This window comes from Mesorhizobium sp. LNJC391B00, assembly GCF_000502535.1.
Taxonomy (GTDB): domain Bacteria; phylum Pseudomonadota; class Alphaproteobacteria; order Rhizobiales; family Rhizobiaceae; genus Mesorhizobium.
The window spans coordinates 344,784-357,530 of record NZ_AYWI01000004.1; the positions used below are offsets into that span (position 1 = coordinate 344,784).

Here is a 12,747-nt window from a genome sequence, read left to right on the forward strand (position 1 = left end):
GGTGGGCGGGAATGCCGGCATCACCCTGTTGCTCCCATCCTCAATGCCTGTGCTCCATCCAATCCCAGTGGCAAATGCGTCGCCGCGACAATAATCCCACCTTCTGCGCAATGCCTCGTCATCAGCCCCGCAAACCGCGCCTCCGAGGCCTTGTCCAGCCCAGCCGTCGGCTCATCCAGCAGCCACAGCGGCTTATGACTGACCAGCAATTTCGCAATCGCCGCCCGCCGCCTTTGCCCGGTCGACAAATATCCGAAAGGCAGATGGCCGATGCCGCCGAGACCAACCGTCTCCAGCGCCTCCCCCACACCCGACTGCCCATCGCCGTTGAAATCGCGCCAGAAGCGCAGATTCTCCGCCACGCTGAGCGCCGTCTTCATTGCATTGAGGTGGCCGAGATAGTGGACCGCCGAAGCGATCGTCGGAAACGTCTCGCCGCCGCCCTCGATGCGCACGTCGCCTTGCGCCTTCGGCAGCAGCCCGGCGATGACCCTGAGCAGCGTCGATTTGCCCGAACCGTTCGGCCCGGTGACGACCAGCACCTGGCCCTTGTCGAGCGCAAAACCGATGCCGGAAAAGACCGTCTCGCCGCCGCGTTCGCCGCCCAGATTTTCGGCAATCAGCCGCATGCCTGCCCGTCCCGAAAACTTTACCGCGCGATAGCTGCCGCATCGCACAAATTTGCTCCGCAACTGTCTAGAACTATTCCAGAAAATTCTCTATATGCGGGACATCCGTGCCAGCGGTCGGCACGGGAACAGAATTTGCGCCGAACCAGCGCACGCGCCGCCTTGAACGGCTCGGGTTGGCTGGGAACGGACAGCGGAAATGGCCGTACCCGCACCTTTGCGCGTGATTGCATGCCCATCGGCGTCCGTTCCCTTTCAGGCTGAACAGACAAGGACGGACCGCACGTGTCAAAATCCCTCGACAGTTTCAATTGCCGCCGCACCCTCACCGTGGGTGGCGCGGACTATGTCTATTACAATCTGGTCGAGGCCGAGAGGAACGGCCTCACCGGCATTGCCCAGCTGCCTTATTCGATGAAGGTGCTGCTGGAAAACCTTTTGCGCAATGAAGACGGCCGCTCCGTCACCAAGGACTCTATCCAGGCTGTGGCCGGCTGGCTGACGGACAAGGGCACCGCCGGCGTCGAGATCGCCTATCGCCCGGCGCGTGTCCTGATGCAGGATTTCACCGGCGTCCCGGCGGTGGTCGACCTTGCCGCCATGCGCGACGGCCTCAAGGCGCTCGGCGGGGATCCGCAGAAGATCAATCCGCTGGTGCCGGTCGACCTCGTCATCGACCACTCCGTCATCGTCGACGAATTCGGCACGCCACTGGCCTTTGCCAGGAATGTCGAGCTCGAATATGAGCGCAACGAAGAGCGCTATAAATTCCTGAAATGGGGCCAGCAGGCGTTCCGCAATTTTCGCGTCGTGCCGCCCGGCACCGGCATCTGCCATCAGGTTAACCTCGAATATCTCGGTCAGGTCGTCTGGACCAACACGGAAGACGGCGAAACCACCGCTTATCCCGACACCTGCGTCGGCACCGATTCGCACACCACCATGATCAACGGCCTTGGCGTGCTCGGCTGGGGCGTCGGCGGCATCGAGGCAGAGGCGGCGATGCTCGGCCAGCCGGTTTCCATGCTGTTGCCCGAAGTCATCGGCTTCCGCCTCACCGGCAAACTTAGGGAAGGCATCACCGCCACTGACCTGGTGCTGACCGTCACCCAGATGCTGCGCAAGAAGGGCGTCGTCGGCAAGTTCGTCGAGTTCTTCGGCCCGGGCCTGTCCAACATGACGCTGGCCGACCGCGCCACCATCGGCAATATGGCGCCCGAGTATGGCGCCACCTGCGGCTTCTTCCCGGTCGACGGCGAGACCATCCGCTACCTCACAATGTCGGGCCGCGAGGAAAGCCGCATCGCCCTGGTCGAGGCCTATTCCAAGGCGCAAGGCATGTGGCGTGACGCCGGCTCGGCCGACCCTGTCTTCACTGACCTGCTCGAACTCGAGCTCGACAGCGTCGTGCCGTCGATGGCAGGTCCCAAGCGCCCCGAAGGCCGCGTTCCGCTCGAAGGCATTCCGGCCGGCTTCGCAAAGGCGATGGAAACCGAGTACAAGAAGGCTGCCGAAATCCACAAGCGCTATGCCGTCGAAGGCACCGACCATGATCTCGGTCATGGCGATGTCGTCATTGCCGCCATCACGTCCTGCACCAACACCTCCAACCCGAGCGTGCTGATCGGCGCCGGCCTCTTGGCGCGCAACGCCAACCGGCTCGGCCTCAAGCAGAAGCCGTGGGTGAAGACCTCGCTGGCGCCGGGCAGCCAGGTGGTCGCCGAATACCTGGAAAAGTCCGGCCTGCAGAAGGAGCTCGACCAGATCGGCTTCAACCTGGTTGGTTTCGGCTGCACCACCTGCATCGGCAATTCGGGCCCGTTGCCAGCGCCGATCTCCAAGACCATCAACGATAAGGGCCTGATCGCCGCCGCGGTGCTCTCCGGCAACCGCAATTTCGAAGGCCGCGTTTCGCCTGACGTGCAGGCGAACTATCTGGCGTCGCCGCCGCTGGTGGTAGCCCATGCTTTGGCCGGCACCGTCACCAAGGACCTGACCACCGAGCCACTCGGCGAAGGCCGTGACGGCAAGCCGGTCTATCTCAGGGATATCTGGCCGAGTTCGGCCGAGATCCAGGAGTTCATCGAGAAGAACGTCACACGTGAGCTGTTCGCCCGCAAATATGCCGACGTCTTCAAGGGCGACGAATACTGGCAGAACGTCAAGGCGCCGGAAGGCCAGACCTATGCCTGGGACGACAACTCGACCTATGTGCAGAACCCGCCCTATTTCGCCGGCATGACCTCCGGTTTCGGCAAGATCGGCGACATCAAGGGCGCGCGCGTGCTCGGCCTGTTCGGCGACAAGATCACCACCGATCACATCTCACCGGCGGGTTCGATCAAGGCCGCTTCCCCGGCCGGCAAATACCTCACCGACCATGGCGTCGGCGTTGCCGACTTCAACCAGTACGGCACAAGGCGCGGCAACCATGAGGTGATGATGCGCGGCACCTTCGCCAACATCCGCATCCGCAACCACATGCTGGGCGAGAACGGCCGCGAGGGCGGCTACACCATCCACTACCCGTCGAAGGAAGAGGAATCGATCTACGACGCGGCGATGAGATACAAAAAGGAAGGCGTGCCGCTGGTCATCTTCGCCGGCGTCGAATACGGCAACGGCTCCTCGCGCGACTGGGCAGCTAAAGGAACGAATCTCCTCGGTGTCCGTGCCGTCATCGCCCAGTCCTTCGAGCGCATCCATCGCTCCAACCTGGTCGGCATGGGCGTCATCCCCTTCGTCTTCGAGGAAGGCACCTCATGGGCCTCGCTCAACCTCAAGGGTGACGAGCTGGTCGAGATCGACGGCATAAGCACCATCAAGCCACGCCAGACGATGATCGCCAAGGTGACTTATGGCGACGGCACCGTGAAGAACGTGCCGATCATCTGCCGCATCGATACGCTGGACGAACTCGATTACTTCAAGAATGGCGGCATTTTGCAATACGTGCTGCGCGATCTGGCCGCGTAGCGGCCAGGGGCTTAGGCAGTAGGGATTGGGCGGTAGCGGGGAACGACATCCCCCTACTCCCTACTCCCTACTCCCTACTCCCTACTCCCTACTCCCTACTCCCTACTCCCAGTCTTTCCAAAGCATTGCCCGACCCGATCGAAGCTCCGCCCTGTACGACAGGAGTAAAAACCGGCTGGGCTCAGCAAGATCTGCCCCACGCTCATGATGCCATGCTCCCGATCGAACCGGGCGGTGAAGTGCTCCGCCTGTAGGGGCCATACCCATGGTTGCGGCAGCAAAAATTTCACCGCAACGTGACTTCCCGTTGACTGTCGCTTCTGCCACAAATCTGGGCAACCAGAACAAGGCCGGCGTCACCGGCGGGAATCGGAACGATCATGGCACCTCGACACCCTCTGCGGCTTGCGGCTTTTGCGCTGGCCTTCTCGGCGCTTGCCGGTACCGGGTTCGCCGAGGAATCGGGAACGACCCAGACCGACAAACCGCAGATTGACAGGCCCTTGGGCGTGGTCGAGCTGTTCACCAGCCAGGGCTGCAATTCCTGCCCGCCGGCGGACGCGTTCTTTGCCGAGCTGGCGGCCAAGGACAACGTCGTCGCGCTCGCCTACCACGTCAATTACTGGGACTATCTCGGCTGGCAGGACACGCTGAGCAGCAAGGACAATACCGACCGGCAATATGACTATATGCGCGCCTTCGGCACCCGCTCCGTCTACACGCCGCAAGCCGTCATCAATGGTCGCAGCCATGTCAACGGCGCCAGCCGCAAGGAGGTCGACGGCGCGCTTGCCCGCATGGAGAAATCCGGTGAAGGCATGCGGGTCAGCGTCAAGGTCAGCCGCACCAGCGATCGCGTCATGATCGATGCCGGCGACGCCGGTAGCGGCCCCAGCGACGCCCATGTCGTCATCGTCTATTTCGAACCACCGCAGACGGTGACCATCGCCAAGGGCGAGAACACCGGCCGCAGCATGACCTACTGGAACGCCGTCACCGGCATCCAGACCGCCGGCATGTGGCACGGCAAGGCGCAGCGCTACGAATTGCCGATGACCGAGATCGCCAAGAAAGGCGGCTGCGCCGTGCTGCTGCAATCGGTCGGCAAGGACGGCCTGCCGGGGCCTATTCTGGGCGCGGCGTTTATTCACAAGCCTTAAGAGGCCCCCTCATCCGGCCGCTCTCGGCCATCTTCTCCCCGAGGGGAGAAGAGGCTGAATCAGCGCTGGCGCGAACTCCTCTCCGCTCGGGGGAGGTCGGATTGGCCCGAATTGCTGTTGCAATTCGGCTGGCAATCCGGGTGAGGGGATGCGCCCGCAAACTGGGCACCGCAGCTCCAGCAAATTCTTCAAGCAGCCAAAAACAAAAAAACCGACGTCAGCTTGCTTCTGACGTCGGTCATTTAGGTTTTGGGATCGTCGCACCCGGTCTCTCCCTGAGGAAAGTCCGAGGTTGGTTCGATCCGACGCAGACCCGTGGGCGGGGGGCTTGGGGTTTACGAGCCGGTGCCGGACCGAACCGTCTCAGGCAACGCCGGTAAATTCGTCGGACATTGGGGCATGAGCGCGGATAAAAAATGGCGGAAATGTGGCGAGGCATCACCAATTCAAACACCGCGTTTTATAAAAGTGACTGGACGTTGCGAAAACAGCGCAGTCCCGGGATGGTTAGCCGGGCCTTGCAATTCCCCGGCGAACACGCCAACTTCTGCAAGCGATATTCATTTTCAAAGGGATCGCGGGATGACCGATCGCAGCGGTGGGACGGAGGATGGGGACGCATCCGCAATATTGATCCCGCTGCACGAGGCGCGACGCGAACGCCTCGACCAGCCGGTCCGTTTCGACCGGCGTGAACTCGACGAGATCCTGAGGCTGTACGGACGCATGGTCGCCGCCAACGAATGGCGCGACTATGCCATCGATCATCTGTCTGATCGGGCTGTGTTTTCAGTCTTCCGCCGGGCCAGCGAAGTGCCGCTGTTCCAGATCGTCAAGGATCCGAAACTGGCACGCCGGCAAGGCGCCTTCGCCGTCATCGCCGCCGGCGGCCGAATCCTCAAGCGCGGCCAGGAACTCGGTCGCGTGCTCAACGTCTTCGATGCTAAGCTGAAGATTGTCCAGGCCTAATTGAGAATTGGGGAATTGAAGAACTGAAGAATTGAAGAAAGAGGATGTAACGGTCGAAATACCGCCGGGTTTGTTCTCAGCTATTCAAATCCTCAATTCTTCAGTTCTTCAACTCCTCAATTCCCCCTCCTCAGGCTCTCACGAAACTTCCGCTCCGGCAGCGAATGCGGATCGGGCGGAACCGTTACGCCGCCATTCAGCGACAGCTGCATGAACACCGTGTCAAGCCAGCGCCCATGCTTGTAGCCGGAGCCTTCCAGGCGACCGGAATGGCGAAAGCCGAGCTTTTCATGCAGCCGCACCGAGGCGCTGTCTGGATGGCCGTCGCCGATCACCGCGACGATCTGGCGAAAGCCCGCCATACGGCAGGCTTCAATCAGCGCCTGCATCAGCAGCAGCCCGACGCCCTGGCCCTTCGCATCAGGCGCGACATAGACGGAATCCTCTACGATGAAGCGGTAGGCCGGGCGCGGCCGGAACGCGCCGGCATAGGCGTAGCCGAGCAGCGCGCCATCTCGTTCCGCCACCAGATAGGGAAAGCCCCCCGCCGTCAGGCTGTCGAAGCGCCCACCCATCTCAGTGCGGCTGGGCGGCTCCAGCTCATAGCTCGCGGTGCCATGCGTCACGGCATCGCCGTAGATCTCGGTGATTCGGCCGAGGTCGCCTTCCAAGGCCGCGCGGATGGAAATAGTGCTCATGATTTATGCAGACGATTCATCTGCCTCCATGACAGCAAAGGCCGGCACAAAAGAAAAGGGCGGCCGTTGGCCGCCCTCTTGATATCAGCTGGTCCAGTTGCCTGATGGGAAGACCGCCTAGCGGCGATCGCCCATGAACTGCAGGAGGAACATGAACAGGTTGATGAAGTCGAGATATAGCCTCAACGCGCCCATGATCGCCTTGCGGCCGGCAACGTCGGCCTGATCGCCTTCGTAGTACATTTCCTTGATGGTCTGCGTGTCATAGGCGGTGAGCCCGGCGAAGATCAGCACGCCGATCGCCGAGATGGCGAAGCCGAGCGCCGACGATTGCAGGAAGATGTTGATCAGCATGGCGATCACCAGGCCGACCACGCCCATGACCAGGAACGAGCCGAACGCCGAAAGGTCGCGCTTGGTCGTGTAGCCGTAGAGCGACAGCGCGCCGAAGGCGGCCGCCGTGGCGAAGAAGGTCTGAGTGATCGAGGCGCCGGTGTAGACCAGGAAGATGGTCGACAGCGACAGGCCGACCAGGCCCGAATAGACCCAGAAGGTGGTTTGCGCCGCGGCCACGCTCATCGACTGGATCCTGAACGACAGGAAGAAGACGGCGGCGAGCGGAGCCAGGATGACCACCCAGCGGAAGGCGCTGGCATAGATCAGCGTGCCGAAAGCGGTCAGCTGTCCGTCGCCGGTGACGGCGAGCTGGAAAGCGCCCCAGGCGGCGACGCCGGTGATGAGGAGGCCAAGCCCCATCAAATTGTAGACCTTGAGCATGTAAGTGCGCAGGCCTTGGTCGATGTCGGCGCGCGCGCCCGGCACGGCCGAAGTCTGGTAGTTGCGAATGGGCTCAGCCATTGGAATCCTCTGTTGCTTCTGCCCCGTACGGTGTCAGGCCCTTTCGGACCTGGGCGCCGCTGGCGGGGCTCCAGCATGCCTGTGGCGAAATATGATGGTTCTTGACGTCAAGAACAAGACCGTAACGGGCTGCAACGCTTGGTGAATCTCCGGAAGCCGGTTTTCTTGGGCTTCCATGACTGCACATTACCAAGATTTAATCGGAAACGGCAGATTCGGCCAACCTTGCCGTTTGGGGCCTAGAGGTCGCGCAGCACCGGCGCCGCCTTGTGCCCGAGCACCCGCCAGGTGCCGGCAAGGCCGATGCCGACCGTGATCACCAGCGCAAACACCAAGGTCGCCACTGCCACCTCCGGCATGAAATGCGACGGCAACGTCATGATGCGGGCAACGACGTACCAGGCGGCGATGCCGCCGGCAGCCAACGCAAACACCGCGGTGGCCAGGCCGATCAGCATGTATTCCAGCGAAAACGCCGCGATCAGCGTGCGCCTCGTGGCGCCCAGCGTCTTCAGCACCACGGCATCGTGGATGCGGGCGCGATTTCCCGCGGCGAGCGCGCCGGCCAGCACCAGCACCGAAGCGATCAGCGCCACGCCGGCCGCCGCCCGGATCGCCGTGCCGAGCTGGCCGACCAGCCGGTTGACGACATCGAGCGCGTCCTTGACCCGAACTGTCGTCACCGCCGGGAGGGCGCGGGTGACGGCGTTAAGCAGGCGGGCATCCTCTGCTGCCGTGGCATCCTTTTCGGTCAGCGTCGCCAGCCAGCCATGGGGCGCGCCTGCAAAAGTATTAGGCGAGAACACCATGACGAAGTTGATGCCCATCGTCTCCCATTGCACCTCTCGGAAATTGGCGATCCTGGCCGTCACATTGCGTCCGAGCACATTGACGGTGACGGTATCGCCGAGCTTCAGGCCGAGCGCCTTGCCTTCATCGTTGGAGAACGAGACCAGCGGTTCGCCGCTGTAGTTCTCCGGCCACCAGCTGCCCTCTGTCAATGTCGCATTGGCCGGCTGTTTGGCGTGGTAGGTCAGGCCGCGATCGCCGCGCAGCACCCAGGCGCCTTCCGATGGCACATTGGCCTTGTCGACACTAACGCCGTTCAGCGCCATCACCCGGCCGCGCAGCATCGGCACCTTGACCAGCGTTCCCTTCGGCGCTTCTTTGCCGATCAGTGTCGAGAAGGCATCGACCTCGCTATTCTGGATGTCGACGAAGAAGAAATTCGGCGCCCGTTCCGGCAGACTGCCGGAGATCTGCTGCCTGAGATTGCCGTCGATCAGCGCCAGCGTCACCAAAAGCGTCAGCCCGAGGCCCAGCGACAGCACGACGGACGGCGTCAGCGCGCCGGGCCGGTGGATATTGCCGATGGCGAGCCTGAGCGCGACCGAGCGCACACGCGGGCTTTTGCGCGCCACCCACTGCACCAGCGCACCGACCAGGCGCAACACCAGAAAGGCAAAGATCGTCGCGCCGACGAAGATCAAGGCGATGCGCCGGTCGCCGGAAAACAGGATGGCGAGCGCCGCCAAAGCGAGCGCGATGCCGACCGCCGTGGCAAGATAGGGCAGGCGTGGAAAGCCGCGGCCCTCAAAACCCATTTCGCGAAACAGCGCGGTCGCCGGCACATCGCGGGCGCGGCCGAGCGGCAACAGCGCGAAGGCAAGCGTCACCAGCAGCCCGAACAGCGCCGCCATAGCCAGCGCGTCCGGATAGAGACCGCCTTGCGCCGGCACCGGAATGACCGACTGAAGCGCCGCACTCGCCGCAAACGGCATGGCGGCGCCGAGGATGAGGCCAAGCGCGATGCCGAGGCCGGCGATCATCAGGATTTGCACGAGATAGACGGTGAAGACGAAGCCGCCCGAGGCGCCAAGGCTCTTGAAGGTGGCGATGACGCCGCGCTTGCCGTCGAGATAGGCGCGCACCGCATTGGCAACGCCGACGCCGCCGACCACCAGCGCCGTCAGCCCGACCAGCGTCAGGAATTGCGAGAAGCGCTCGATGTTGGCCGACAGCGCCGGCGCCGCATTGGAACGCGTGCGGATCGACCAGCCGGCTTCAGGGAAATCGCTCGCCGCCCGATCCTGGATGGTCTTGAGATCGGCCTCGCTGGCGCCGGCCGGCAGCCGAACCTTGTAGGCATTCTCGACCAGGCTGCCCGGCTGGATCAGGCCGGACGCGGCAAGCCCCGCGGTCGAGACCATCAGCCGTGGCGCGAAGCCGAAACCGTCCGACACCGCATCCGGTTCGCTCACCAGCCTGGCCCGCAATTCGAATGTCGCGCTGCCGACCTTCAGCCGGTCACCGATCTCCACATTCAGCCGGTCGAACAACAGGTCGGGCGCGGCGGCGCCAAAGACGCCTGATTTCTCGCCGAACAAATCCTCTCTGCCAAGCTGCGGCGCGGTCTCGAGCGCGCCATAGAGCGGATAGGCGTCGTCGACGGCCTTGGCCTCAACCAACGCCTGGTCGGAGCCGTCATCCAGCCGCGCCATCGAGCGCATATTGGCGCTGTGCGACACAGTGCCGAGGCGGTCGAGGAAGGTGCTTTCGGCTGGCGTCGCATCGCGCTGGTTGAGCTGGAAGCGCAAGTCGCCGCCAAGCAGCGTCTGGCCCTGGCCTGCAACGCCTGCGGTGATCGCCTGCGCCACCGAATTGACCCCGCCGATTGCAGCGACGCCGAGCGCGATGCACGCAAGGAAGATCAGGAAACCCGACAACCCGCCGCGCATCTCGCGCAGCGAGAAGCGGAACGCGAGCTTCATCGTCTGCGACAGTGGCATCAGGCCGGCACCTTGACCTGCGCTACCGGCGCATCCTCGATGCGGCCCGAGCGCATCGAGACCTGGCGCGAGCAGCGCGCCGCAAGGGCCGGATCGTGCGTGACCAGCAACAAGGTCATGCCGCGCTCGGCCGCCTTGGCGAACAAAAGGTCGGCAACCTGCCGCCCCGTCGCATGGTCGAGATTGCCGGTCGGCTCGTCGGCGATGAGAATGCGCGGCGACGGCGCCAGCGCGCGGGCGATCGCCACGCGCTGCTGTTCGCCGCCGGACAGCTCGCCCGGATAGTGGGTGACGCGGTCGCTCAAGCCCACCGCTGCCAGCTCGCGCGCCGCGACACCGAACGGATCGGCATGGCCGGCCAGTTCCAGCGGCACCGCGACATTTTCGAGCGCCGTCATGTTGGGAATGAGATGGAACGACTGGAAGACGATGCCGATGTTTCGGCCCCGAAACGATGCGATCTCGTCCTCGCTTTTGCCGTTCAGCAATTCGCCGGCGATCCGCACCGTCCCCGAATCGACCTGCTCCAGCCCGGCAAGCACCATCAGCAAGGTCGACTTGCCGGAACCCGAAGGGCCGACAATGCCGGTCGCCTCGCCGCGCGTCACGTCAAGGCTGACGCCTTTCAGCACATGCACCGACGAAGCCCCTTGGCCCAGGGTCAGGGATATGTCTTTCAGCGCGATGACGGCTTCTGTCACAATTAAAGCGTCCTATATCAGGATGAAGGCTCTGCTTGCCGGAAGCCGCCGCCGGAAGAATTCCTCGGGTATATGGGGCCTGCCACATGTCTTTCAAACGCAAGATATCTTTCAAACGCTTGAATGCCGCAGGGCTCGTCCTTTTCGTCACCCTTTGCGGCGCCATTTCGTCCGTGAGCGCCGAGACGTTCACCATCGTCGGCTTCGGCGACAGCCTGATGGCCGGTTTCGGCCTCGGGCCTGGCGATGGCTTTACCGACAAATTGCAAGCTGCGCTGCGCGCCAAAGGCCATGACGTCACCGTAGCCAACGCCGGCGTTTCAGGCGACACCTCGAGCGGCGGCTTGGCGCGGCTTGACTGGTCGGTGCCGGATGGGACAAGGCTGGTTATCCTCGAACTCGGCGCCAACGACATGCTGCGCGGCGTCTCGCCCAGCATTACGGAAAAGAACCTGGACGACATGCTGGCGAAGCTGAAAGCGCGCAAGATCGCGGTGCTTTTGGCCGGCATGCGCGCCGCTCCCAATCTCGGCGCCGACTACCATAACGCCTTCGATGCGATCTATCCAAAGCTGGCCGCGAAATACGATGTGCCGCTCTATCCGTTCTTTCTCGATGGCGTCGCCGGACAGTCCGGCCTGCAGTTGGAGGACGGCCTGCATCCCAATCCGAAGGGCGTCGCAGTGATGGTCGAGCGCATCCTGCCCGCCGTGGAGAAGGCTGTTGCGGCAGTTCAGGGTGGCGGTTGAACGCCGGCCTGACGAGAATAACGCGGCGTTCGCCTCGCGCGAACTTTGACAAAAGACCGGGCTGCAGAGGGCCCGGTTCGCCTGTTCGTAAAAATGCCTGCAACCAACAAACCACTTGCCCCGTTTGACTATCGATGATTCGCTAGGGGCACAGTTCGATTCGAGGAAGGGAGGCTCACCATGCCGCGTCTTTTCACCGCCCTCGAAATACCTCGTGACGCCGCTCTTTCGCTGTCCCTGCTCAGGGGCGGCCTGCCCGGAGCCCGCTGGATCGATGTCGAAAACTACCATCTGACGCTGCGCTTCATCGGCGACGTCGAAGGCCATATCGCCGACGAAATCGCCAACGCGCTCGACCGGGTGCACCGCCCATCCTTCTCGCTCACCCTGTCCGGAGTTGGCGCTTTCGGCCAGAAGAAGCCGCACGCCGTCTGGGCCGGCGTCTTCGCCTCGCCCGACCTTTCGGCGCTGCAGAGCGAAATCGACCGCATCTGCCAGCGGCTCGGCCTGCCCGCCGACCCGCGCAAGTTCACCCCGCATGTTACGCTGGCACGCTTGCGCAATTCGAGCCCGCTCGACGTCGCCCAGTACCTGTCGGCGCGCGGCAATTTTGCGACGCTACCGTTTCGCGTCGGCCGCTTCGTGCTGATGTCGTCGCGCGATTCGGTCGGCGGCGGCCCCTACATTGTCGAGGAGGCGTGGCCGCTCTCCGGCGTCGACGCCCGCGCCACCAATCTCGTCGCCAGCGCCTCCGACGCTTCGCGGATCATGCGGTAGACCGAAGCGAACGCTTCGGCCCCGTCATAATAGGGATCCGGCACGTCGCGGGTTTTGCCCTGCGCAAACTCTGCCAAGAGATGAATACGTTCGCGCGCACCGGCCGGCGCCAACGCCTTGAGGTCGCGGACATTCTGCCTATCCATGCCGAGGATCAGGTCGAAGCGCGAAAAATCCCCCGGCCTGACCTTGCGTGCCCGCTGCCCTGATATGTCGATGCCGTGGCGGGCCGCAATCGCGATCGAGCGCGGGTCGGGCGCTTCGCCGAGGTTCCAGCCGCCGGTCGCCGCAGAGTCCAGCACAATATCGTCCAGCACCATGTCGCGGCCGCGCTCCGCCAGCACGGCGCGAAACACGCCTTCGGCCAGGGGTGAACGGCAGATGTTGCCGAGGCAGAAGAAGAGTATGGAATTTATCGGCTTTACGCTCATTCGATATGCG

Annotated in this window: 11 protein-coding genes; 5 read left to right on the forward strand and 6 right to left on the reverse strand. The window is 63.4% G+C overall.

The genetic code is table 11. From position 1 onward, the window contains the following. Positions 1 to 20: 20 nt before the first annotated feature. Positions 21 to 629: a heme ABC exporter ATP-binding protein CcmA gene (ccmA, locus tag X750_RS152185; RefSeq protein WP_023747386.1), complete on the reverse strand. Its 609-nt coding sequence runs from the start codon at positions 627 to 629 to the stop codon at positions 21 to 23. A 285-nt stretch (positions 630 to 914) separates the two neighbouring features. On the opposite strand from ccmA, the gene acnA reads away from it, so the two are divergent. The 3 genes from acnA (at position 915) to X750_RS152170 (ending at position 5,734) form a co-directional block, all read left to right on the forward strand. Then, a complete protein-coding gene (acnA, locus tag X750_RS152180) occupies positions 915 to 3,605 on the forward strand; it encodes an aconitate hydratase AcnA (protein ID WP_023715753.1) in 2,691 nt (896 codons plus the stop codon). Positions 3,606 to 3,985: 380 nt separating this feature from the next. Next, positions 3,986 to 4,765 (forward strand): thioredoxin family protein, encoded by a 780-nt coding sequence (locus X750_RS152175; protein WP_023683845.1) that lies wholly within the window; start codon positions 3,986 to 3,988, stop codon positions 4,763 to 4,765. Positions 4,766 to 5,347: 582 nt separating this feature from the next. Beyond that, entirely contained in the window at positions 5,348 to 5,734 is a 387-nt protein-coding gene (locus tag X750_RS152170; protein WP_023683844.1) for a DUF2794 domain-containing protein, read from the forward strand. 116 nt (positions 5,735 to 5,850) lie between these two features. On the opposite strand, the gene X750_RS152165 is transcribed toward X750_RS152170, so the two are convergent. From X750_RS152165 to X750_RS152150, 4 genes are all read right to left on the reverse strand, one after another. Further along, positions 5,851 to 6,432: a GNAT family N-acetyltransferase gene (locus X750_RS152165; RefSeq protein ID WP_023747387.1), complete on the reverse strand. Its 582-nt coding sequence runs from the start codon at positions 6,430 to 6,432 to the stop codon at positions 5,851 to 5,853. Positions 6,433 to 6,549: 117 nt separating this feature from the next. Further along, the gene (locus X750_RS152160; protein WP_023671726.1) at positions 6,550 to 7,290 is read right to left on the reverse strand and encodes a Bax inhibitor-1/YccA family protein; all 741 of its coding nucleotides are present in this window, start codon (positions 7,288 to 7,290) and stop codon (positions 6,550 to 6,552) included. A 239-nt stretch (positions 7,291 to 7,529) separates the two neighbouring features. Further along, positions 7,530 to 10,079: an ABC transporter permease gene (locus tag X750_RS152155; protein ID WP_023747388.1), complete on the reverse strand. Its 2,550-nt coding sequence runs from the start codon at positions 10,077 to 10,079 to the stop codon at positions 7,530 to 7,532. Beyond that, positions 10,079 to 10,780 carry an ABC transporter ATP-binding protein gene (locus X750_RS152150; RefSeq protein ID WP_023747389.1) on the reverse strand — a complete coding sequence of 234 codons (702 nt, stop codon included), beginning with the start codon at positions 10,778 to 10,780 and terminating at the stop codon, positions 10,079 to 10,081. Before X750_RS152150 ends, X750_RS152155 begins: the two co-directional genes overlap by 1 nt. 104 nt (positions 10,781 to 10,884) lie before the next feature. Here X750_RS152150 and X750_RS152145 point away from each other — a divergent pair, with 104 nt between their 5' ends. Together X750_RS152145 and thpR are read left to right on the forward strand one after the other, a co-directional pair. Then, positions 10,885 to 11,529 (forward strand): arylesterase, encoded by a 645-nt coding sequence (locus X750_RS152145; RefSeq protein ID WP_023747390.1) that lies wholly within the window; start codon positions 10,885 to 10,887, stop codon positions 11,527 to 11,529. A 180-nt stretch (positions 11,530 to 11,709) separates the two neighbouring features. Next, entirely contained in the window at positions 11,710 to 12,306 is a 597-nt protein-coding gene (gene thpR, locus X750_RS152140; RefSeq protein WP_023671722.1) for an RNA 2',3'-cyclic phosphodiesterase, read from the forward strand. Here thpR and X750_RS1000000164375 read toward each other — a convergent pair. Further along, the gene (locus X750_RS1000000164375) at positions 12,210 to 12,737 is read right to left on the reverse strand and encodes a low molecular weight protein-tyrosine-phosphatase (RefSeq protein WP_084567134.1); all 528 of its coding nucleotides are present in this window, start codon (positions 12,735 to 12,737) and stop codon (positions 12,210 to 12,212) included. The two genes, thpR and X750_RS1000000164375, sit on opposite strands and share 97 nt — an antisense overlap. Positions 12,738 to 12,747: the final 10 nt, after the last annotated feature.